Source organism: Hydrogenophaga crassostreae (assembly GCF_001761385.1).
In the GTDB taxonomy this organism is placed as follows: Bacteria; Pseudomonadota; Gammaproteobacteria; order Burkholderiales; family Burkholderiaceae_C; genus Hydrogenophaga; species Hydrogenophaga crassostreae.
The window spans coordinates 160,178-182,090 of record NZ_CP017476.1; the positions used below are offsets into that span (position 1 = coordinate 160,178).

Sequence of the window (21,913 nt, forward strand, 5' to 3'; positions counted from 1 at the left end):
CAGCGCGGTAAAGCCAGTGCTTTTGCCACCTGTTGCTCGCGTGACAGCTTGCTTGCCAGAGTCACACAAATGAGCTCTTTGTTACGTGTTGTGATTCACGCACAATGGGCGCCAGTTCATTCTTTTCCTAAATGCACGCGAGGATCTTCATGGGAAACCGCCTCTCTCAAATCGCCACCCGCACGGGTGATGCCGGTACCACTGGCTTGGGTGACAACACCCGCGTCTCCAAAAACAGCTTGCGTGTTCACGCCATGGGCGATGTGGACGAGCTCAATTCCCACATTGGTGTGCTGCTCTGCGAAGACATGGCCGACGAGATTCGAGACCTGCTGGTCGAGATCCAGCACCAGTTGTTCAACCTCGGCGGCGAGCTGTCGATCCCGGGTTTCAACTTGCTCAAGGACGAAGCCGTGCTGGCGCTGGACGAAGCGCTGGCGATGCACAACGAGGCCTTGCCCCGCTTGAAGGAGTTCATCTTGCCGGCAGGCAACCGGGCCGCATCACAGGCCCATGTGTGCCGCACGGTGGCGCGTCGCGCCGAGCGCGCCGTGGTTGCGCTCGGCGGAGAGGAGCCCATCGGGGAGGCGCCGCGCCAGTACCTCAACCGCCTGAGCGATCTCATGTTTGTGCTCTCGCGCGTGCTCAACCGCATGAACGGTGGCGACGACGTTTACTGGAAAAGCGAGCGCATGAATGGTGGCGGCACGGGCGAGGACGCCGCTTCATGACTCCGCGCGCCTGGGGCGCCGGGTCGTCGTTGGGCGTGCTGGCCCTGACAGGTGCTTCGCTGGCCTGGGGTGGTACCGCGGCCGTCGCGCAAGAAAAGGAACAGGTCACGGTCCTGCGCTGCGAGCCGGTTTATTTGCCGGCGCGCGAGACCTGGGCTCGTGAGGTCGAGCTGGTTGGCCGCGAGGGCCGGCTGAGCCAGGTGCGCATCGATGGCCAGGCGGTGTACACCTTCTCGGTGCACGATACGACCGTACTGACCTCGCAAGACAATGAGCGCATCCAGATCGATTTTGCCGCGCGCACCTGGCGCAGCGATTTTCGGGGCCTGGCCAGTGGGCAGGGGCGCTGCGAACTCGCCGAGCCCTGAGCCCATTCGCCGGGCCAGGGTTCGGGCCTGTCGTCTCAGATTCAGTGGTTGCCCGGCACCACCAGCCGGTGGCGCAACTGGTCGGCCACCACCGCGACGATCAGCAAGACCCCCAGCACCACCATCTGCAAGTAGGAGCCCACACTGGCCAGGTTCATGCCGTTTTGCACCAGCCCGATGAAGATCGCGCCCATGACCACATTGGGTACCCGGCCCATGCCGCCGCGCAGGCTCACGCCGGCGATCACGCAAGCGGCGATGGACTCCAGCGCCACCGAACCGCCCAGGTTGGCCTCACCGGTTTCCACCCGGGCGGTCAGCAGCAGGCCGCTGATGGCGGCGAAACCGGCGCACAGCAGGTAGGCCAGCAACAAAACCCGACGGGTGTTGATGCCCGAGAGGGCCGATGCCTTGGCGTTGCCGCCCACGGCGAGCAGGTGGGTGCCAATGGGTGTGCGGCTCATCAGCAACGCCATGCCGATCGCGCACACCGCGGTCACCAGAATGGGCACCGGCACACCGAGCAGGTTGCCGTAGCCGAAGAGGTCGCTGAATTCGGGCGGCAGACCCGAAACCGGCACACCGCCCGTGAGGTACAGCGCTGCGCCGAAGCCGATGGATTGCACCCCCAGCGTGACGATGAAGGGCGATACCCCGAAGATGGCCACGCCCACGCCGTTGACCAGGCCCACGCTCAGACCGGCCAGCATGCCGCAGACACAGCCGCCGATGATGACCAGCCAGGCCGCGTCGGGCAGCGCCGCGCCCAGGTGCTGCATGGCCAGGGCCGAGACCACCGAGGTCAGGGCCATGACCGTGCCCACCGACAGGTCAAAGCCGCCGGTCACCAGCGCCAGCATCTGGCCCAGCGACACCAGGATCAGGTAGACCGACTGGCGCAGCAGGTTGACCAGGTTTTGCACCGTGAGGAACTGGTCCGACATCAGGCTGAAGACGACAAAGGCGCCGGCCAGCATGAAGGGCAACACGCCAAGGCGCACGAACACATCGCGCAGGACGCCGAGCAGCCGGGCGGGGGCATTGGGAACGGGGAGGGATGCGGGGTTCATGGAGGTCACAGGGTTCATGGGTTGCTTTCGCCGGCACCGAAAAAGAGGTTGAGAACAGCGGATTCGTTGATGTCCTGGCCAGCCAGTTCACCGGCAATCTCACCGTGGCGCATCACGTAGAGGCGGTGGCTCAGGTGCAACACCTCGGGCAGGTCGGATGAAATCACCACCACTGCGGCGCCGCCTTCGCAGAGTTTCTGGATCACCTGGTACAGCGCGCTGCGGGTGCCGATGTCCACGCCGACCGTGGGCTCGTCGAACACATACAGATCGGCCTGGCGCGTCATGCCTTTGCCAAACAGCACCTTTTGCTGGTTGCCGCCCGAGAGCAGTGACACCGGCTTGTGCAGGTTGCGCGGCACCAGCTCGACCTGCTCGGCCGCTTGCTCGCTGAGCCGCCGGCCCAGTTGCCGCCGAAGCCAGCCGCCGCGCGATCTCAGCGGGCCGCTGAGGATGGGCAGTGTGATGTTGGCCTGCGAGGTGAATCCCAGCACCAGGCCTTCGCCCTTGCGATCGGGCGGCAGATAGAAAAAGCCGTTGTCGAGCATCTGGCGCACGGTGGCGCCGGTGCGCGTCTGGCCTTTGAAAACGACCTGACCGGCGCTCACGCGGTCCAGGCCGTAGATGGCGCGAAACAGCTCCGACTTGCCACAACCCACCAGGCCGGCCAGCCCGACCACTTCGCCGCGGCGCACACGAAGTCCGGCGCTGCGCACACCGTTGGGTGAACTCAGCCCGTTGACTTCCAGCACCACCTCACCCGGCTGGTGGGCGATTCGGGGGTAGATTTTTTCGATCGAGCGCCCGCTCATCAATTCGATCAGCTGGTCGTGGGTCACCGCGCTGGCGTCGACCGTGGTGATGCGTTTGCCGTCGCGCAGGACGGTGATGCGGTCGGCGATCTGGGTGATCTCCTGCATGCGGTGGGAGATGTAGATGATGCCCACGCCCTGGGCCTTGAGACGACCCACCAGCTCAAACAGGCGTTGCGCCTCCTTGTCGGTCAGTGAGGCCGTGGGCTCGTCGAGGATGAGCACAGAGACCTTGCCGCGCAGGCCCTTGGCGATCTCCACCATCTGTTGCTGCGCCCGCGTCAGGCCCGAGACCAGCGCGTTTTCATCGATGTCAAAACCGAGGTCGGCGAGCATGTCGCGCGCACGCTGCCTGACGGCGGCGCGGTCCAGCAGGCCATGGCGCGCCGGCTCGTCGCCCAGGCTCAGGTTCTGCGCCACCGTCAGTGTGGGGATCAGGGAAAACTCCTGAAACACCGCGCTGATGCCGCGAAGCCGTGCCTCGTGCACGCTCGGCAGTTGCACGCTTTCGCCGTGGATGCGGATCTCGCCGCTGGTGGGCGTGTTGGCGCCCGCCAGCAGCGAGATCAGCGTGGACTTGCCGGCCCCGTTTTCCCCGAACAACACGTGCACCTCACCCGATCGCAATTCGAAGTCCACTCCGTCGAGGGCCAGGACGCCCGGGTAGTGCTTGCTCAGCGCAACGGTTTGCAGCAGGACAGGTTCGGCATGCATGGACGCGGCCTCTTCACTTCACGTCAAAGACGGGGCGGAAATTGGCCGGCGGCAGGATGTCGGTCAGCTTCACGGTCTTGATGTTGCTGCTGTCGACCACAAAGATCTTCGGCCCCACGTGCTTGCTGACTTCCTTGCCTTCCAGCAGGCGCACGGCCTGGTCGATGGCGATGCGGCCCTGGATCACCATGGAGTCGGCCGGGGCGGCGATGATGCGGCCGCGCTGTATGCCTTCGTAGACGCCGGGCGTCATGTAGAAGGACAGGATCTGCACCTTCTTGGTCAGGTCGCGTGCCCGCAGGATGCTGGTGGCGGCTTCGGCGGTGACGGCGGTGCCGGCCACGTAGGTGATGTCCGGGTTGGCCTGCAACACGTCTTCGACCAGCTTGGACTGGGCTTCCTTGCCGGTGTCACCGTACTTGGGGTCGAGCGCCTGCACCGAGCTGCCCTTGATCGCGTCCATGAAACCCTGGTGCGCCGCTTCCACCCAGGCCGCACCGGCCGGGCCGGGGAACCAGCCGACCTTCACGGCGGGCGAACCGGCCGGGTGTTTCTTGGCCAGGTACTCGCCGGTGGACTGGCCCATGGTGTAGAACGACACCAGCGACTTGGCCGATACGTCGGGCGAGTTGATGCCGTTGACCAGGTCGATCACCGGCACTTTTTTGGCCGCCACGGTCTTGATCACGTTGGCCAGGCCGTCGCCGGAAATGGCGCCGATCACCACCGCGTCTGCGCCCCGCGCCACGCAGTCTTCGATCTGGGAAATCTGCTTGGACAGGTTGGTGTAGCCGCCAGCGTCCGCCAGCTTCATGCTCACGCCCAGGCGCTTGGCCTCGTCGGCCACGCCGTAGTCCACACCCAGCCAGTAGGCGTCTTTCATGTGCGGGAAGGACACGCAGATGTCCCACTTCTTGCTCGCCTTGGCCAGTGGCGTGTAGTCGATCGGCACCTTCTTGCCGTCGGCGGCAAACGCCGGCTCGGTGGCCTCGGCCTTGTAGGGAAACCAGTCAGCCGCGCTGGCAGCGCCGTGCCACAGCATGGCCGCTGCCAGAGAACCGACGATCAGGGAGACGCGCGCAGATGAGCCGTTCATGATGAACTCCTAGGGGTTGGGAAAGGGAAAAGAAAAAGGGTTTGCAGGCGGCTGGCGCTCAGGGCGCCAGGGCCGCCCGCATCGCATCGAGGCGTTGTTTGCGTTCGGCGCGTGCGGCCAGGGCCTGCGCCATGTCGACGGCGACGAATTGCGCCTTGTGGTTGGGCTGCATCTGGGCCACGCGGTCCATGTCGGCGCTGATGACGGCGCCGATGGTGGCGTAGCCGCCGCCCGAAACCGCATCGCGCTGCAGGATGATGGGCTCGCGCCCGCCGGGCACCTGGATGGAGCCGTAGGGGTAGCCGGCGTCCACGATGTTGGACGGGTCGTCGCCCGCGCCGAAGGGCGGCGTGCGCGGCAGGAATTCCAGGGCCGTGCCGCCTTTGTAGCGGTAACCGATGCGGTCGGCCTCAGAGGCCACGGTCCAGGTTTCTTCAAAGAACCGCTTGCCCGAAGCTTCCTGCAAGCGGTGGAAATACAGACCGGGCAACACACGCAACGGGATGTCTTTGGCCAAAGCGGGTCGGCCGACGTCGGGTGCGGTCTGACCGGCTCTGGCATGGGCCGACGGCGTGCCCACCGGCAGCTTGTCGCCGGCCAGCAGTTTGCGGCCTTCAAAGCCACCGAAGGCGCCCAGGCCGTAGGTGGACCGGCTGCCCAGCATCACCGGCACGTCGATACCACCGGCGACGGCGATGAAGCTGCGCGCGCCCAGTTTCATGAACCCAAAAGTCAGCGTGTCGCCGGCCTGCACCGCGATCGACTGGTTGCCAGGCACCTCCTGCCCGTTGACCTTCACCGCAGCCTGTGCGCCGGTGACAGCGATCAGGGCGGGCGCGTCGAAGCGCAGTTCGGGGCCCATCAGCGTGCATTCGATGACGGCGGCGCCTTCGTCGTTGCCCACCAGCAGGTTGGCCAGCAGGTAGCTTTCCTGGTCGAGGGCGCCGGAGAGGGGAATGCCCAGGTGGTAGTAGCCGGGGCGGCCCGCGTCCTGGACGCTGGTTGCGAGGCCGGGCTTGATCACTTCAATTGCCATGGAGCACCTTCAGCAGTTCTTGGTTGTAGCCGTCTGGATCGGCCATGAAGTCTTTCAGTGAGAAGGACACGGGCTTGATTTGCAGCGTGTAGTCACCGGCCTCGACCTGTGCGATCTGGCGGTCGTACTCGGCGCGGTCGATGGGTTTCCACTTGACGATGTCGCCCGGCTGGAAGAACACCATCAGGTCCTTGAAGTACGACAGCTTTTGCGCCGGGTCGAAGATGGGCGCCGGTGTCACGCCGAACATCTGGTAACCGCCCGCGCCGCGCACCGAATACACGCAGCTGAAGCAGCCGCCGTAGCCCAGGGTTTGTTTGGGCGTGTCGGTGCGCGGGCTCAGGTACTTGGGCACCTCGATCTGGCGCGGTCGGTCAACCATCTGGTAGAGGAAGGGCAGTCCAGCGACAAAGCCCACCATGGAGACGAACCAGGGCGCGCTGGCGTGGGCGGTGATGAAGTCGTCGACGCTGTCGAAGCGGTTGATGCGCGCGGCGTATTCGATGTCGGTGCTGCCGGGGTCCTGGTGGCGTTCGCGAAAACGCATCAGGGTTTCGTGCGTCCAGGGGTCGTTGTAGAGCACCGGTATCTCGATGATGCGCGTCTCCATCGACATGTCGTCTGCGCCCAGGCCGGACTCGAGTTCCACCAGGATGGAGAGCAGTTCTTCGGGTGCAACGATGTCGGGATCGAAGCGCACGAGATAGGCGGCGTTGGCCGGACAGATTTCGGTCACGCCTGGCACCGCGCGTTCGCGCAGCGCCTTGCAGATGGCCATGCCTTTGAAGAAGGCCGGCAGCGACATCTCTTCGCTGATTTCGACGAACAGGTGCTCGTCGCCGCCGAAGGTGTAGCGGGCCTGGCTGGGCAAAGTGGTTTCGTTCATGCGGTCACCTTTTCACTGGAAGGGGTTGGCGCCGAGGGCACCGCGGCGGGCGCTGCCACCGGGATCGGAGACGCGGGCGCCAGCGGGTTGGCGTCCAGCCAGGTCTCCAGAAAGCCGGTGTGCACATCGGCGGCGGCCACTTGTGCATCGCCACTCAGGGCCTGGTGCAAGGCGATCGTGGTGTGCACGCCTTCGACCTTGAGTTCACCCAGCGCGCGGCGCAGTCGGGCCAGCGCGTTGGCGCGGTCGCGGTCGTGCACGATGAGCTTGCCCAGCAGCGAGTCGTAGTAGGCCGGGACGGTGTAGCCGGGAAACAGCATGGAATCGAAGCGCACGCCGGGGCCGCCGGGCACCACCAGTTGCGAGATCAGACCGGGGCTGGGCATGAAGCCCTTGGCCGCGTTCTCGGCGTTGATTCGCACCTCGATGGCCGCGCCCTCCAGCCGGATGTCTTCCTGCCGCAGACGCAGGGGGTTGCCCAGCGCAATGCAGATCATTTCCTTGACCAGATCGATGCCGGTGACCATCTCGGTGACCGGGTGTTCGACCTGGATGCGGGTGTTCATCTCGATGAAGAAGAACTCCTGCGTGTCGTCGTCAAAGAGGTATTCCAGCGTGCCTGCGCCGCGGTAGGACACGGCGTTGGCCAGGCGCAGTGCCGAGGCGCACAGCTCGGCGCGCTTGGTTTCGCTGAGGGCGGCCGACGGCGCCTCTTCCCAGACCTTCTGGCGCCGGCGTTGCAGCGAGCATTCCCGTTCGAAACAATGCACCACGCGTGCGCCGTCGCCCAGGATCTGCACTTCGATGTGGCGCGCGCGGCGAATGAAGCGCTCCAGGTACACCTCGCCGTTGCCAAAGGCCGCCTTGGCTTCGGCGGTGGCGGTGGCGAATTGCTGGCGCAGCTCGGCTTCGTCGCGGGCGATGCGGATGCCTCGCCCGCCGCCGCCGGCCGAAGCCTTGATCATGATGGGGTAGCCAACGGCCTCGGCCTGGGCCACCGCGCTGTCGGCGTCGTTCACCACACCTTCGCTGCCCGGTACCGTCGGCACGCCGGCGCGCATCGCCGCGGCGCGCGCTGCGGCTTTGTTGCCCATGGTGCGGATGGCCTCGGGTGTGGGGCCGATGTAGACCATGCCGGCGGCTTCGATGCGTTCGGCAAAGTCGGCGTTCTCCGAGAGGAAGCCGTAGCCGGGGTGCACCGCGCCGGCGCCGCTCAGCTCGGCCGCGTGCAACACGGCATCGGCGTCAAGGTAGCTCTTGCTGGCGTGGGCCGGGCCGATGCGCACCGCTTCGTCGGCCATTTGAACGGCCAGGCTCCGGGCATCGGCATCGCTGTAGACAGCGACAGTTTGCAGACCCAGCTCTTTGGCCGCGCGGATGATGCGCACGGCGATTTCGCCGCGGTTGGCGATCAGCACCTTGTTGAAAGCAGCTTTCATCGTGTGGCCCGCCTCAGTCAACTTCGATGGTGGCCAGCACCTGACCGGGATCGACCGGCGCGGCATCCTCGACCTGGAAGGCGCCCATGCGCCCGGCCACCTCGGCGCTGATTTCGCTGAACTGTTTCATCACTTCGATCAGGCCGATCACATCGCCCACGGCGACCGCGTCACCCTCGGACTTGAACGGCGGCGCATCGGGTGAAGAGCGGCGGTAAAACGTGCCCGGCAGGGGGCTCTCGATAGCGTGGGTGGTGGACATCAAAGGCTCCTGAAAAAGGGGGGTTGGGGGGTCAGCGCAGAGGCAGTTGGTTGACACCCACGACCTGAACGCCGCGGTCATCCAGCAGTTGGCGGGTTGCCTGCACCAGCGCCAGGGCGCCGGGGGTGTCGCTGTGGATGCAAACCGAGTCGAACTCGATGGCCACGGTCTGACCGTCAACGGTTTTGACCACGCCTTGCTCACAAGCGAGGAGCACTTTCTGTGCCACGGCCTTGGGGTCGAGCGCGGACACCCGGCGCGTGAAGACGATGAAACCGTTGGAGCCGTAGTCGCGGTCGGCGTAAAACTCCCGCACCACGGGCTGGCCTGCCGCCTGGGCCAAGCGGTGCACCACCGAGCCGCCCATGCAGAACAGGAACAGCTGGGGGTCGACCTTTCGCAGCGCCTCGACCAGCGCCCGGGCCAGGGCTTCGTCCTGGGCCACGTGCATGTAGAGCGCGCCGTGGGGCTTGATGTGCTGCAGCTTGACGCCGTCCAGCGCGGCGATTTCGCGCAGTGCGCCGAGCTGGTAGAGCATGTCGTTGACCAGTTCGTCAACGCCGACATGCATGTGGCGGCGGCCAAAACCCACCAGGTCACGAAAGCCGGGATGGGCGCCGACGCCAACGCCCAGCGCTGCAGCCATCTCCACCGTGCGGCGCATGGTGCTGGGGTCTCCGGCGTGGAAGCCGGTGGCCACATTGGCCGAACTGATCAATGGCATCAACTGCGCATCCACGCCGTCGCCAATGGTCCAGGGGCCGAAGCCTTCGCCCATGTCGGAGTTGAGATCGATTTGCGTTTTCTTCACAGGATTTCGCCGTTGGGTGGATCGAACAAGCCGGAAAACCGGGCCAGGTGAGGGAAGAATAGGGCTGGGGATTGCATCTGAAAAGCATCGAATTCAGATGTTTCTCTATCTGAAAAACAGATGGTCAGAGGCGGACGCCTTGGTTTACCCTCGGTAGAAGCCATCTGAATAACAGTCTTCATCTGTATCTAGATGCGGAAATTCAGATCGCATCAGACATTGATCAGAGGACGACCATGGCACTCACGATTCGGCAGCTTCGGTATTTCACGGCGGTGGCCGAGGTGGGCCGCATTTCGCAGGCGGCGGTTCAGCTGAACATTTCTCAGTCCGCCGTGACAACAGCCGTGCGCGAGCTCGAAGACATGGTTCGCCAGCCGCTGTTCGAGCGCCATTCACATGGCGTTGAACTCACCAACGCGGGGCGGCGTTTTCTGAGCCACGCCTATTCGGTGCTCGCCGCGGCCGAGGCGGCCGAACGCATGCCCGATGAAGAGGCCACGGTGGAGGGCGAGTTGACGGTGGCCGCGAGCTACACCGTGCTGGGCTACTTTCTGCCGCACCACCTCGACCGCTTCTCCCGTCTGCATCCGCGGGTGAACATCAAGGTGCACGAGGCGGCGCGCCAGGACATCGAAGAAGGGCTGATCACGCGGCGCTACGACATGGGGGTGCTGCTGACCTCCAACGTGGCCTTGTCGGAGCTGACACTGGAGACCTTCTTCGGCTCTCACCGGCGCCTGTGGGTGAGCAGCAAACACCCCTTGCTCGACAAGCAGGAGGTGTCGCTGGCCGATGTGGCGCAGGAGCCTTACATCATGCTCACGGTGGATGAAGCCGCAGCGACCTCGCTGAAGTACTGGAGCCAGACGCCGCACCGGCCCGATATCCGCCTGCGCACCAGTTCGGTCGAAGCGGTGCGCAGCACGGTGGCCAACGGCATGGGTGTGTGCATCTTGTCGGACATGGTCTACAGGCCCTGGTCACTGGAAGGCAAGCGCATCGAGACCATCAACCTGCGCGACGAAATCCCGACCATGAACATCGGCCTGAGCTGGAAGCAGGGCACCGAGCCCACGCCGGCCATGACCGCTTTTCGCGATTACTTTCGTCACCAGTTTCTGGACCCCACTTCGGCGCGTGTGGGCCGCAACCGCCTTTGAGCCCGGGCCAGGGGGGGCAAGAACCGGGTGGAACGCGCGACGCGAGGGGCTACCCCGCTTTGAGCATCTGCATTTGCGAAGCGTCGGGGAGTTGCCCGGCATGCAGGCGGATGCGCAATGAAAGATCGGTGCGCGAATCGGCGTTGTCCAGCGCTTGTTCCAGCGAAATTTCGCCGCGCTGGTAAAGCGTGTAGAGCGACTGGTCGAACGAGATCATGCCCTGTTCATTGCTTTTGGCGATCACATCCTTGACTTCGTCGGTTTTGCCTTTCTGGATCAGATCGGCGATATACGGTGACAGCAGCATGACCTCCAGTGCCGGCACCAGCCGATCATGCGTGCCGGGGATTAACCGTTGCCCAACCACACCCTTGAGGTTGAGCGACAGGTCCATCAGGATCTGCTTGTGCGCTGTTTCCGGGAAAAAATTCAGGATGCGCTGTTGCGCCTGGTTGGCGTTGTTGGCATGCAGCGTGGACACACACAGGTGGCCTGTTTCTGCATAGGCCAGCGCATGCTGCATGGTGTCGCGGTCGCGAATCTCGCCAATCATGATCACATCGGGTGCCTCGCGCATGGCGTGGCGCAGGGCCTCGTCAAACGACCGGGTGTCCAGCCCCACTTCGCGCTGATCCACATTCGACATGTTGTGGCTGTGCTCGAATTCCATGGGGTCTTCCACCGTCAGGATGTGGCCGGCAGCATGTTGGTTGCGGTAGTTCAGCATGGCGGCCAGCGTGGTCGACTTGCCCGAGCCCGCCGCCCCCACCACCAGCACCAGGCCCCGCTTGAGCATGGCCAGGCGACTCAATACCGGGGGCAGATTCAGGCTCTCCAGCGTCGGAATTTTCGAGTTGACGTGGCGCACCACCACGGCCACTTCGCCGCGCTGGCGGTAGACGTTGACCCGAAAGCGGCCCAGACCCTCAATGGCAATGGCCAGATCGCATTCCTGCGTGGCCTCAAAGTCGCGAACCTGCGCTTCGCGCATCACCGAGTAAGCGAGTTGCTGCACCTGTGCCCCACGCATCACCGCTTCAGGCAGGCGTTTGACCACGCCTTGCACTTTGAGCGACGCCGGCGCACCACTGGAAAGAAACAGGTCCGACGCACCCTGCGCCACCATCAAAGAGAGGTAGCGTCCAAGGTCGTCGGGGAGCGCGTTGGCGAGGGCAGAGTCCATGGGGGTCCAATGAAAAGGGGGCAGGCCCCTTGTGTATCGACCGCCAGGCGCCCACCTTGAATGTCCCCCGCGCCGATTGCAGCGCGGCTCAGCTCATTTGGGTGCCAACACCGCCATGGTGATGCGCGAAACGCAGGTCAGCTCACCCGCCTCATTCTTGAGTTCAATGGCCCACACTTGCGTGCTGCGCCCAATGTGCACCGGGCGCGTGGTGCCCGTGACCCACCCGCTGGTGGCGCCTTTCAGGTGGTTGGCGTTGATGTCCAGCCCCACCGTTCGGTAGCCCTCGGGCACACAGAACGCCGCGCCACATGAGCCCAGTGTTTCGGCCAGCGCCACGCTCACGCCGCCGTGCAGCAGGCCATAGGGCTGGATGGTGCGGCGGTCGACCGGTACGCGGGCGGTGATGAAGTCGTCGCCCACTTCGGTGAACTCCATGCCCAGGTGCTCATTGGCCGTGCCAAGGCTGATGCGGTTGAGAATTTCGATGGAGATGGCTTGTTTCCAGATCGGCATGGGTGCGTGCGGCGCGGGCCGCAGGGTGGCTGAGGGATGCGTTGCACTGTAGCGCCTGCACCGCCCCGCGTCGCGTCCCGTGCAGGACTCGGCGCAGCGGCGGATGCTGGCCTGCGCTCAGCCCCTGCGCCGCAGCGGCACCACGGCGCCTGGCGCGCTGCTGCCGCTGCCCCGGGCTGGCAGGGCCCAGTGCGACGGCAGGGCGTGCAGCACGGCCCGGGCGTCGAGCGAGCCGATCGGGATGGCGTTGTCCATGGGAATGCGCTGGTGCGCCTGCAGCGCCATGTAACGCAGCGCGCTCACGCGCAGGAAGGACGAGAAATTGCCCACCTCGCCGCGCGCTTCGACCAGCTCGTCGTAGAGTTTTTCGATCAACTGCACCACCCCCATGCCGTCGCGCAGGCCGATTTCTTCCAGCACGGCCCAGTACAGGTTTTCCAGTCGGATGCTGGTGACCACCCCATGCAGCCGCACCGAGCGGGTGCGGCTGGCGTAGCTGTCGGGCTGGGCGCTGATGAAGATCTCACACATGGCGAACTCCTTGGGCGGTGGGCCAGCGAGCGGGCGGCCCGGGTGGCATTCAGTGGGTGATTCGGGTGCCCAGCACGGCGAGGAACTGCGCGATCCAGGCCGGGTGGGCGGGCCAGGCGGGCGCCGTCACAAAAGGGCCGTCGGTCACCGCCTGGTCCACGGGAATGTTGGCGTATTTTGCGCCCGCCAACTCCACCTCGACCTGACAAGCGGGGTAGGCTGAAATGGTGCGGCCTTTGATATCGCCCGTCGCGGCCAGCAGCTGTGCGCCGTGGCACACCGCGGCCACGGGTTTGCCGGTGGACGTGAAGTGTTTCACCATCGCCATGACCGGGGCATGCATGCGCAGGTACTCGGGGCCGCGCCCGCCGGGAATCACCAGCCCGTCGTAGGTCTCGGGTTTGATGTCGGCGAAGGTGGCGTTGAGCGTGAAGCGGTGACCGGGCTTTTCGCTGTAGGTCTGGGCCCCTTCGAAATCGTGGATGGCCGTGTGGATGAAGTCCCCTGCGGCCTTGTCGGGCGCGACAGCGTGCACCGTGTGGCCCACGGCCTGCAGCGCCTGAAACGGCACCATGGTTTCGTAGTCTTCGCAGTAGTCGCCGCAGATCATCAGCAGTTTTTTGCCCATGGGAGTCTCCTCAAGAAGGTGGATGAAGCCTTGATTCTTGAGGCGGCGGTGCAGCAGGGGGTAACAGCCAATTACTGCGCGCTTCAGGGTTTTCCCGGGCAAGCGGGCGCGGCCTTGGGCGCCAGAACGGTCTTCAGGGGCGTTGGAACACCTGGCGCGCCTTGGCCACCTGGGCCCGGACCACGCAGCCCTCGGCATGGTCGTTGATCAGGCCCATGGCCTGCATGAAGGCAAAGACCGTGGTCGGGCCAACAAACTTCCAGCCCTGCTTTTTCAAAGCCTTGGACAAGGCGATCGAAGCCGCTGAAGTGGAGACCGTTTGCGGCTCGGCAAGGTCTTTGGCTGCGGGTTCGTGGCGCCAGAAATAGGCCGCCAGCGAGCCCTCGCGCGCGATCAGTTGTTGCGCGCAGCGCGCATTGTTGATCGCGGCTTCGATCTTGCCCCGGTGGCGCACGATGCCTGCGTCCTGCATCAGGCGTTCGACATCTTGTTCGGTGAAGCGGGCCACCGTGTCGATGTCAAAGCTGCTGAAAGCGGCGCGAAAGCTCTCGCGCTTGGCCAAAATGGTGCGCCAGCTCAAGCCCGATTGAAAGCCCTCAAGGCAGAGCTTTTCAAACAGCCGACGGTCGTCGGCCACGGGGAAGCCCCATTCCGCGTCGTGGTACGCGAAGAACTCGGGGGCTGCCGCGCACCAGCCGCAGCGCGGCAGCCCGTCGGGGCCGTTGACCGTGGCGGTGCCCATGGGCTCAGGCCTTGCGGCGGTTGAGCAGCAGGTGCAGCAACACGGCGCCGAAGGTGGCGGTTCCGATGCCACCGAAGGCGAAATCACCGAACTTCAGCGTGTAGTCCCCGGTGCCCAGAATCAGCGTGATGGCGGCCACCAGCAGGTTCTTGTTGTCGGAAAAATCAACTTTGTTGTCGACCCAGATCTTGGCGCCGGCGATGGCGATCAAGCCGAACACCACGATGGACACGCCGCCCATGACCGGCAGCGGAATCGCCTGGATCAGCGCGCCGAACTTGGGTGAGAAGCCGAGCACGATGGCAAAGCAGCCGGCGACGAAAAACACGGCGGTTGAATAGATCTTGGTCGCGGCCATGACGCCGATGTTCTCGGCGTAGGTGGTCACGCCGGTGCCGCCCGACATGCCGGCCACCATGGTCGCCACACCGTCGCCCATGAAGGCGCGACCCATGTACTTGTCGAGGTTTTTGCCGGTCATTGCGGTCACGGCCTTGATGTGGCCCAGGTTTTCCGCCACCAGGATGATGGCCACCGGCGCGATCAGGCTCATGGCCTTGGCTTCAAACACCGGTGCCGCGAAGCCGGGCATGCCGAACCAGGCCGCGTTGGCGATGCCCGAGAGGTCCATCGGCGTGCCGAAGCCCATGCCGTTGGTGAGCACCGCGTAAATCACGCTGGCCAGAATCAGGCCCACCAGAATCAGCAGGCGCTGCACCATGCCCGAGGTGAACACCGCGACCAGGGCCACGCAGACAAAGGTGATGCCTTGCATCCAGGCGTCGAAGTTGGTCGGTGCCATGTTCTTGATCGGGATGCCGGCCAGGTTGAGGCCGATCACGGCGACCACCGCGCCGGTGACCACCGGGGGCATGAGCTTCTCGATCCAGCCCGTGCCAATGGCTTGCACCAGCATGCCGATCAGCGTGTACACAATGCCGCAGGCGACGATGCCGCCCAGCGCCACGCCGATGTTGGCGTTGGGCCCGGGCCCGGTGTAGCCGCTGGCGGCGATCACCACGCCGATGAAAGCGAAGCTGGAGCCCAGGTAGCTGGGCACCTTGCCGCCGGTCATCACGAAGAAGATCAGGGTACCGATGCCGCTCATGAGGATGGCCACGTTGGGGTCGAAGCCCATGAGGATGGGTGCGAGCACCGTGGCGCCGAACATGGCGATCAGGTGTTGCACGCCCATGACGGCGGTGGAGGGCCAGGGCAGGCGCTCATCGGGGCCGATCACGCCGCCGCTTTGCAGCGTGGCGGAGGGCTTCTCTGTCCAGTGGAACATGCTCATGCGAAAAACTCCGTTCTTTGTTTGTTGTGCCGGGGATTGTGCAAGCAGGGCGCGGCCCTCACAAGCTTGCAGGCGACTTTCTTTCGCGCTGAATGCCGGGTGCTTGCGCAAAGGCAAGTCGCGTGTGCCTGCATTTTGGTAATGTCCATCCATGAAATCCCAGACCCGTTGGATCCTGTTGGTGGTGGCGCTGATGGTCGCAGGCACGCTGGCGTGGCGCAGCTTGCCGGGCGGTGAGCGCGTGGCCGTGGTACCGGTGGTGCGCTCGGCCATCGCGCAGTCGGTGGTGGCCACGGGTCGATTGAATGCCCCCGCCCGGCTCGATATCGCCACCGAGGTGACCGCGCAGGTGCTGGCTGTGCTGGTTCAGGCGGGGGACACGGTGAAAGCGGGCGATCTGCTGTTGCGCCTGGCCGATGACGAAGCCCAGGCCAGCCTGCAGCAGGCCCGTGCTGCTTTGGCCGAGGCTCAGGCGCGCTTGCGTCAGCAAGCCTCCGTGGGGGCGCCTGTGGCGTCTCAGGTGGTGGTGCAGGCGCAAGCCGGGTTCGAGGCCGCCCGCCGCGAGCATGGCCGTGCCAGCGAGCTGGTCGCCCAAGGGTTCTTTGCCCAGCAGAAGCTGGACGACGCTCAGCGGCTGCTCGACACGGCGCGCAGCGCACTCACCACGGCACGCTTGCAGTCAGAGGCCAATCTTCCCGGCGGTGTCGAGCGCAGGCTGGCGGCTGCGCGGATGGGCCAGGCCAGCGCCCAGGTGGCCCTCGCCCAGGCCCGCTTGTCCCGCCTGCGCATCGTCAGCCCGTTGGACGCCACGGTGCTCAGCAGGCAGGTGGAGCCGGGCAGCACAGCCCAGCCGGGTCGTGTGTTGCTCACCCTGGCCGCGTCGGGGGGCTTGCGCGTGGAGGCGGCGATCGACGAAAAGCATCTGCGTGTGTTGAAGCTTGGCATGGCCGCCCGCGCGGTGGCCGATGCCTACCCGGGCCAGGGCTTCGAGGCCCGCCTGAGCTACATTGCGCCCGCTGTGGATCCGCAGCGCGGCACGGTCGACGTCTGGTTGACCGTGACCGAACCGCCCGCGTTTCTCAAGCCCGACATGACGGTATCGGTTGAGCTGGTGGGCGGCGCCCGCAGCGACGCCCTGGTGCTGCCTTCCAGCGCCGTGCGCGACACCGACAGCCCCGCGCCCTGGGTGCTGCTGCTGCGCGACGGCGAGGCGGTGCGCCAGCCCGTGACCCTTGGCCTGCGTGGCGTGGGATCGATCGAGATCACCGAAGGCGTGAGCGCCGGCGAAGAGGCCATCCCCCAGACCGAAAAAGCCCTGCCGGGCGACCGCGTGCGCCGGGGCAACGTGTTGAGCCAGGCCGTGGCCAGGCCCGCGGGCTGAACGCGCCATGGCCTGGTTTTCCGTTTCCCGTCACCGCCCCGCGGTGAGCAGCTGGGCACGCTGGATGCCGTTCGAGCTGCTGGTGGCCTTGCGCTTTCTGCGCGAAGGTCGCATGCAGAGCGCGCTCATCCTCGCCGGGGTCACCGGCGGCGTGGCGGTCATCATTTTTCTCACCCAGCTGATCAACCAGCTCCAGGTCACGATCATCGACCGCACGCTGGGCTCCCAGGCCCACATCGTCATCACCGCGCCAGAAGAGGAGACAGCGCGCGTGCTGCGCAGCGAGCCGGGCGAGGCGCTGGCCGCGCTGGTGCAGCCGCGTGCGCAGCGCCTGCGCTCGGTGGACCAGTGGGAGCGCGTGGCCGAACTGGCGGCGGGCACGCCGGGGGTGCTGGCGGTGTCGCCGGTGGTCAGCGGGCCGGTGTTTGTGGCGCGGGGCAACAGCAACAAGAGCGTGGTGATCATGGGGGTGCAGCCCGACAACTACAGGCGCGTGGTGGACATGGACAGCAAGATGACCCGGGGCCGCTTCGACGTCTCGGGCGTGAACACGCTGATGGGCATCGAGCTGGCCAAGGACCTTGGCGTCACCCTGGGCGACAAAGTGCGGGTGACCAGCGCCGTCGGCCGCAGCGAATCGCTCACCATCACCGGCCTGTTTGACACGGGCAACCGCGATCTCAACCGGCGCTGGATGTTTGTCACGCTCAAGCTCGGCCAGACGCTGCTTGATCTCAGCGGCGGGGTGTCCAACATCGACCTCACGGTGAAAGACCTGTTCGGCGCCAACGCCGTGGCCGATGGCCTGCGCGCGCGCACCGGCCTGAGCGTGGACAGCTGGATGCAGACCAACTCGGGCCTGCTCAATGCGCTGTCGAACCAGAGCGCTTCCAACAACCTGATCCGCAGCTTCGTGGTCATCATCGTGGCGCTGGGTATCTCCAGCGTGCTGGTGGTGAGCGTGGTGCAAAAGCAGCGCGAGATCGGCATCCTGCGCGCCATGGGCATGGGGCGCAAACGCATCATGTCGGTGTTTCTGCTGCAGGGCGGTCTGGTGGGTCTGGTGGGCTCGGTGCTGGGCGCGCTGCTGGCCTACTCTTTGCTGGTCGTGTTTTCCCATGTGTTCAAGGGCGCGGACGGCATGCCCATGTTTCCAGCCGAGCTCGATCCGGCGCTGGTGCTGATGGCGTCGGTGGTCGCTTGTGTGGTGGGTGTGGTGGCCGCGGCGGTGCCCGCGCGCAGCGCGGCCCGCATGGACCCGGTGCAGGCGATACGCACATGAACGACACCCCGCTGAACGCGCCCATCTTGCAGCTGCGCGGCATCCGCAAGCGTTACAACATCGGCACGCCCGTGGAGGCCGAGGTGCTGCACGGCATCGATGTCACCTTGCAGCAAGCCGAATTTGTGGCGCTCACCGGGCCGTCGGGCTCGGGCAAAAGCACGCTGCTCAACATCATCGGCCTGCTGGAGCACACCACCGCCGGCACGCTGGAAATCGCCGGCCAGCGCGCCGACGGTCTGGACGACGCCGGCCTGACGCAGCTGCGCGGCGCCACCATCGGCTTTGTGTTCCAGTTCCACCATCTGCTGCCGGCGTTCAGCGCGCTGGAAAACGTGATGCTGCCATCCATGATCGGTCACGGCACGGCCACGCCAGAGGCGGAAGCCACGGCGCGCGATCTGCTGGTGCGGGTGGGGCTCAAGGGCGCTGAACACAAACGCCCGGGCGAGCTTTCGGGTGGCATGCAGCAGCGCGTGGCGATTGCTCGGGCGTTGTCGCTGCGGCCCCGGCTGATTCTGGCCGACGAACCCACAGGCAACCTTGACACGGTCACGGCCGATGAAATTTTTGCCTTGTTGCGCGAGTTCAACCGCGACCATGGCAGCGCCTGCCTGATCGTCACCCACGATCCCCGCCTGGCGGGCTCGTGCGATCGGACCATCCAGCTGGTCGACGGCCGCCTGGTCAGCGACTGACGCGCAGAGCCGTTTTCAGCAGACCCGGAAAAACCGCATCTCCACCCGGTCGGGGAAGCGCGCACCGGTGCCGATGAACAGGCTTTCGGTCATCCAGGCCAGTGCCGGATGCGAGACCTCAAAGGTCGGCGCGCAGCGAAAGTAAATCGCGGCCGGGTCCACCGGCTCGCCGCGCACCAGCTTGGCGATGTCTTCGGCCGAGCCCCGGCGCAGCGCGCGGTTTTGCACGAACACGTGGGCGCCCGCCCATTCGGGGTCGTCGAGTTGCAGCAGGTAGCGCGCATCGAGGTCGGCCATGGTCTCGCTCAGCACGAGCTGGAAATCCGCGCCGCCGGACAGCACCCGGCCGTTCAATTGCCCGCGCACGGTACCGCCGGTAATGGGAATGATGCGGCGCAGGCCTCGGCTGTGCGTGCCGCTGATCTGGCCCGCCTCCAGCGGCGTGGCCACGGTGACGGAGAGGTCCATCACGGATTCGAGTACGGGCGGTCGCAATGGCATGGCCAACCCCGTTTCAATCGCCGACGGCGGGCAGGAGCTCGCCCTTGCATTCGCCAAAACCGATGCGCACGGCGCCCGGCTTTTCGCACCAGCCGCGCAGGATGACGGCATCGCCGTCTTCCAGAAAGGTGCGTTGCTCGCCCGTGCCGGGCAGGGAGATGGACCGGCTGCCGCCCAGGCTCAGTTCCACGATCGCCCCCGCTTCCTCGGCGGTGGGCCCTGAAATCGTGCCGGTGCCCAGCAGGTCGCCGGTCTGCAGGTTGCAGCCGCCCACGGTGTGCTGGGTCACCATTTGCGCAATGGTCCAGTACTGGTGGCGAAAGCTGGTGGCCGACAGCCGGTCGGGGGCCACGCCGCGCGCACGGTGCTGCGCCGTTTCGAGCCGGACTTCGAGCTGCACGTCCACGCCGCCCTGTGCGCTGTTGGCGGGTGTGTCCAGGTAGGGCAGGGGCTGGGGTTCGTCTGCCGGGTGCGAGAACGGCACCCTAAATGGCACCAGCGCTTCCATGGTCACGATCCACGGGGAGACCGTGGTGCAGAAGTTCTTGCCCAGGAAGGGGCCGAGCGGCGCCATTTCCCAGAATTGGTGGTCGCGCGCAGACCAGTCGTTGAGCAGGCACATGCCAAAGATATGCGACTCGGCCTCGGTCAGGGGAATGGCTTGGCCCTGGGTGTTGCCGGCGCCGATGTAGATACCCATTTCCAGTTCGTAGTCCATGCGCTGGCTGGCGCCGTACACCGGCGCCCGGGCGCCCGGAGGCATGGCCTGGCCCATGGGCCGGTGGAAGGGCGTGTCGCTGATGACCACGCTGGAGGCTCGGCCGTGGTAGGCGATGGGGATCCACTGGAAGTTGGGGGTGAGCGGGTCTTCCGGGCGGATCACGCGGCCCACGTTGCGGGCGTGGTGGATGGAGGTGTAGAAGTCGGTGTAGTCGCCGATCCGGGCCGGCACCTGGTATTCCACCTTCGCCAAAGGCACCAGGGAGGCGCGCAGGGTTGCCGCTTCGGGGCCGTTGGCATCGGCCAGGAGACCATCGAACACCGCGCGCCGCAAGGCGCTCCAGATCGCCGGGCGCATGGCCATGAACGGGTTGAGCGAGTCGCCTGTACAGGCGGCAAGGCCTTGCGCGGCCAGGCCGGTCAACACCCCGGCTTGGTGCAGGGCGGCAAGGTCGATGACCTGGTCACCGATGGCGATGCCACCGCGAAAAGCTTCTTGGCTCGCGCGGCGGCGAAAGACCGCAAACGGCAGGTTCTGGATCGGAAAGTCGGCTTGCGGGTTGTTGGCCGAAGCCAGCCAGCTGCGCGCGCTTGGGTCGTGGGTGGGGTTGAGTTCCATGTGTGCCAGGTTCCTAGAGTCGATCAAAGATGGAGGAGGCTGCAACGTGCCTGCTTGGAGGAGGATTGGGCCAGGCGCCGGGCCGCCCCAAGGCAGGCCCAGCCCCCCGGGGGGCAGCGACCCGTGCAGCAGCGGAGCCCCGGTCTGCGCTGTCAGGCGCGGGGCGCTTGGGGGGAAGGGCCAGCGGGCCAGGCGCCGGGCCGCTCCAAGGCAGGCCCAGCCCCCCCGGGGGGCAGCGACCCGTACAGCGGCGGAGCCTCGGTCTGCGCTGTGAGGCGCGGGGCGCTTGGGGGGAAGGGCCAGCGGGCCAGGCGCCGGGCCGCCCCAAGGCAGGCCCAGCCCCCCCGGGGGGCAGCGACCCGTACAGCGGCGGAGCCTCGGTCTGCGCTGTCAGGCGCGGGGCGCTTGGGGGGAAGGGCCAGCGGGCCAGGCGCCGGGCCGCCCCAAGGCAGGCCCAGCCCCCCGGGGGGCAGCGACCCGTACAGCGGCGGAGCCCCGGTCTGCGCTGTGAGGCGCGGGGCGCTTGGGGGGAAGGGCCAGCGGGCCAGGCGCCGGGCCGCCCCAAGGCAGGCCCAGCCCCCCCGGGGGGCAGCGACCCGCGCAGCGGCGGAGCGTGGGGGCCATGTTCACACCAGGGCGTCGTCGAAGATGGCCACGGCGCGGGTCCAGCCGGCGGAGGCGCCGCGGATCTTGTGCGGAAAGCAGCTGATGAAAAAACCGTCGGCGGGCAGGGCCTCCAGGTTGTGCATTTTTTCGATGTGGCAGTAACCGATGTCGCGCCCGGCCTTGTGGCCTTCCCAGATCAGCGAAGCATCTTTCGTTTCGCTGTATTTCTGCGCGGTGTGCACAAAAGGGGCGTCCCAGCTCCAGGCGTCGGTGCCGGTCAGGCGCACGCCGCGCTCCAGCAAATACATGGTGGCTTCGTAGCCCATGCCGGCGCCTGACGACACGTAGTCGTTGTGGCCATAGCGTGAGCCTGCGCGGGTGTTGACCACCACGATCTCCAGCGGCTTCAGGGTGTGCCCGATGCGGGCGAGTTCGGCCTCCACATCGGCGGCAGTGATCACATAGCCGTCGGCCTTGTCGCGGAAATCGAGTTTCACGCCCGGTTGGAAGCACCACTCCAGCGGTACGTCATGGATGGCGATGGCCGGCTTCTTCTCGCCCAGCGCCTTGTCCATGGTGGAGTGGAAATGGTAGGGCGCGTCGAGGTGGGTGCCGTTGTGGGTGGAAAGCTGCACCAGCTCCACGGCCCAGCCTTCGCCGTCGGGCAGGTCTTCTTTCTTCAGGCCGGGGAAGAAGGGTTCGATCTGCTCGAAAGTGTGTTCGTGGGTGAAGTACTGGATCTTGGGTGCGAACGCGGGCGGATCGCTGACCACGTCGTTTTCCAGAAAGATCGAGAGATCGACAAATTTGCGTGTCATGGGGGC

Annotated in this window: 23 protein-coding genes; 6 read left to right on the plus strand and 17 right to left on the minus strand. The window is 65.9% G+C overall.

Annotation, left to right across the window (positions count from 1 at the left end; translation table 11 throughout):
• Positions 1-149 precede the first annotated feature (149 nt).
• Together LPB072_RS00780 and LPB072_RS00785 are read left to right on the plus strand one after the other, a co-directional pair.
• Positions 150-731 carry a cob(I)yrinic acid a,c-diamide adenosyltransferase gene (locus LPB072_RS00780; RefSeq protein ID WP_066091398.1) on the plus strand — a complete coding sequence of 194 codons (582 nt, stop codon included), beginning with the start codon at positions 150-152 and terminating at the stop codon, positions 729-731.
• The gene (locus LPB072_RS00785) at positions 728-1,099 is read left to right on the plus strand and encodes a hypothetical protein (RefSeq protein ID WP_066091400.1); all 372 of its coding nucleotides are present in this window, start codon (positions 728-730) and stop codon (positions 1,097-1,099) included. The genes LPB072_RS00780 and LPB072_RS00785 overlap by 4 nt, the downstream gene beginning before the upstream one ends.
• 41 nt (positions 1,100-1,140) lie before the next feature.
• Here LPB072_RS00785 and LPB072_RS00790 read toward each other — a convergent pair whose 3' ends face one another.
• Genes LPB072_RS00790 through LPB072_RS00825 form a run of 8 tightly spaced genes read right to left on the minus strand, consistent with a single transcriptional unit; the run spans position 1,141 to position 9,192 of the window.
• Entirely contained in the window at positions 1,141-2,169 is a 1,029-nt protein-coding gene (locus LPB072_RS00790; protein ID WP_066091436.1) for an ABC transporter permease, read from the minus strand.
• Positions 2,170-2,183: 14 nt separating this feature from the next.
• The gene (locus LPB072_RS00795; RefSeq protein ID WP_066091402.1) at positions 2,184-3,695 is read right to left on the minus strand and encodes a sugar ABC transporter ATP-binding protein; all 1,512 of its coding nucleotides are present in this window, start codon (positions 3,693-3,695) and stop codon (positions 2,184-2,186) included.
• 13 nt (positions 3,696-3,708) lie between these two features.
• The gene (gene torT, locus LPB072_RS00800; protein WP_066091405.1) at positions 3,709-4,791 is read right to left on the minus strand and encodes a TMAO reductase system periplasmic protein TorT; all 1,083 of its coding nucleotides are present in this window, start codon (positions 4,789-4,791) and stop codon (positions 3,709-3,711) included.
• Between the two features lie 58 nt (positions 4,792-4,849).
• Positions 4,850-5,827: a 5-oxoprolinase subunit C family protein gene (locus tag LPB072_RS00805; RefSeq protein WP_066091407.1), complete on the minus strand. Its 978-nt coding sequence runs from the start codon at positions 5,825-5,827 to the stop codon at positions 4,850-4,852.
• Positions 5,817-6,713, minus strand: a complete 897-nt coding sequence (locus tag LPB072_RS00810) for a 5-oxoprolinase subunit B family protein (RefSeq protein WP_066091408.1) — start codon at positions 6,711-6,713, stop codon at positions 5,817-5,819. The genes LPB072_RS00805 and LPB072_RS00810 overlap by 11 nt, the downstream gene beginning before the upstream one ends.
• Positions 6,710-8,152, minus strand: a complete 1,443-nt coding sequence (locus LPB072_RS00815; protein ID WP_066091411.1) for an acetyl-CoA carboxylase biotin carboxylase subunit — start codon at positions 8,150-8,152, stop codon at positions 6,710-6,712. Before LPB072_RS00815 ends, LPB072_RS00810 begins: the two co-directional genes overlap by 4 nt.
• Positions 8,153-8,165: 13 nt before the next feature.
• Positions 8,166-8,414, minus strand: a complete 249-nt coding sequence (locus LPB072_RS00820) for an acetyl-CoA carboxylase (RefSeq protein ID WP_066091413.1) — start codon at positions 8,412-8,414, stop codon at positions 8,166-8,168.
• A gap of 31 nt (positions 8,415-8,445) precedes the next feature.
• On the minus strand, positions 8,446-9,192 hold the full coding sequence (locus LPB072_RS00825; RefSeq protein ID WP_066091438.1) for a 5-oxoprolinase subunit PxpA: 747 nt from the start codon (positions 9,190-9,192) through the stop codon (positions 8,446-8,448).
• 269 nt (positions 9,193-9,461) lie between these two features.
• Between LPB072_RS00825 and LPB072_RS00830 the strand changes: the two genes are divergently transcribed.
• Positions 9,462-10,388 carry a LysR family transcriptional regulator gene (locus tag LPB072_RS00830; RefSeq protein WP_066091414.1) on the plus strand — a complete coding sequence of 309 codons (927 nt, stop codon included), beginning with the start codon at positions 9,462-9,464 and terminating at the stop codon, positions 10,386-10,388.
• A 49-nt stretch (positions 10,389-10,437) separates the two neighbouring features.
• Here LPB072_RS00830 and LPB072_RS00835 read toward each other — a convergent pair whose 3' ends face one another.
• The 6 genes from LPB072_RS00835 to LPB072_RS00860 form a co-directional block, all read right to left on the minus strand.
• Positions 10,438-11,571 (minus strand): PilT/PilU family type 4a pilus ATPase, encoded by a 1,134-nt coding sequence (locus LPB072_RS00835; protein ID WP_066091416.1) that lies wholly within the window; start codon positions 11,569-11,571, stop codon positions 10,438-10,440.
• 93 nt (positions 11,572-11,664) lie between these two features.
• The gene (locus tag LPB072_RS00840) at positions 11,665-12,087 is read right to left on the minus strand and encodes a hotdog fold thioesterase (protein ID WP_066091418.1); all 423 of its coding nucleotides are present in this window, start codon (positions 12,085-12,087) and stop codon (positions 11,665-11,667) included.
• Positions 12,088-12,204: 117 nt separating this feature from the next.
• A complete protein-coding gene (locus LPB072_RS00845) occupies positions 12,205-12,618 on the minus strand; it encodes a ribbon-helix-helix domain-containing protein (protein WP_066091420.1) in 414 nt (137 codons plus the stop codon).
• Positions 12,619-12,667: 49 nt separating this feature from the next.
• Positions 12,668-13,246: a DJ-1/PfpI family protein gene (locus tag LPB072_RS00850; RefSeq protein WP_066091422.1), complete on the minus strand. Its 579-nt coding sequence runs from the start codon at positions 13,244-13,246 to the stop codon at positions 12,668-12,670.
• Between the two features lie 133 nt (positions 13,247-13,379).
• Positions 13,380-13,988, minus strand: coding sequence for a DNA-3-methyladenine glycosylase I (locus tag LPB072_RS00855; RefSeq protein WP_066091423.1), 609 nt, complete (start codon positions 13,986-13,988; stop codon positions 13,380-13,382).
• Positions 13,989-13,992: 4 nt separating this feature from the next.
• Positions 13,993-15,276 (minus strand): solute carrier family 23 protein, encoded by a 1,284-nt coding sequence (locus LPB072_RS00860; protein ID WP_407927822.1) that lies wholly within the window; start codon positions 15,274-15,276, stop codon positions 13,993-13,995.
• A gap of 157 nt (positions 15,277-15,433) precedes the next feature.
• Between LPB072_RS00860 and LPB072_RS00865 the strand changes: the two genes are divergently transcribed.
• Genes LPB072_RS00865 through LPB072_RS00875 form a run of 3 tightly spaced genes read left to right on the plus strand, consistent with a single transcriptional unit; the run spans position 15,434 to position 18,643 of the window.
• Positions 15,434-16,663 carry an efflux RND transporter periplasmic adaptor subunit gene (locus LPB072_RS00865; protein WP_066091425.1) on the plus strand — a complete coding sequence of 410 codons (1,230 nt, stop codon included), beginning with the start codon at positions 15,434-15,436 and terminating at the stop codon, positions 16,661-16,663.
• A 7-nt stretch (positions 16,664-16,670) separates the two neighbouring features.
• On the plus strand, positions 16,671-17,945 hold the full coding sequence (locus LPB072_RS00870; protein ID WP_197508887.1) for an ABC transporter permease: 1,275 nt from the start codon (positions 16,671-16,673) through the stop codon (positions 17,943-17,945).
• Positions 17,942-18,643 carry an ABC transporter ATP-binding protein gene (locus tag LPB072_RS00875; RefSeq protein WP_066091426.1) on the plus strand — a complete coding sequence of 234 codons (702 nt, stop codon included), beginning with the start codon at positions 17,942-17,944 and terminating at the stop codon, positions 18,641-18,643. The genes LPB072_RS00870 and LPB072_RS00875 overlap by 4 nt, the downstream gene beginning before the upstream one ends.
• Positions 18,644-18,658: 15 nt before the next feature.
• Here LPB072_RS00875 and LPB072_RS00880 read toward each other — a convergent pair whose 3' ends face one another.
• The 3 genes from LPB072_RS00880 to LPB072_RS00890 form a co-directional block, all read right to left on the minus strand.
• Positions 18,659-19,111, minus strand: a complete 453-nt coding sequence (locus LPB072_RS00880; RefSeq protein ID WP_231943376.1) for a DUF3237 domain-containing protein — start codon at positions 19,109-19,111, stop codon at positions 18,659-18,661.
• A gap of 46 nt (positions 19,112-19,157) precedes the next feature.
• Complete coding sequence (fahA, locus tag LPB072_RS00885; RefSeq protein ID WP_066091429.1) at positions 19,158-20,483, minus strand: fumarylacetoacetase; 1,326 nt, start codon at positions 20,481-20,483, stop codon at positions 19,158-19,160.
• Between the two features lie 626 nt (positions 20,484-21,109).
• Positions 21,110-21,907 (minus strand): cyclase family protein, encoded by a 798-nt coding sequence (locus tag LPB072_RS00890; RefSeq protein WP_066091444.1) that lies wholly within the window; start codon positions 21,905-21,907, stop codon positions 21,110-21,112.
• Positions 21,908-21,913: the final 6 nt, after the last annotated feature.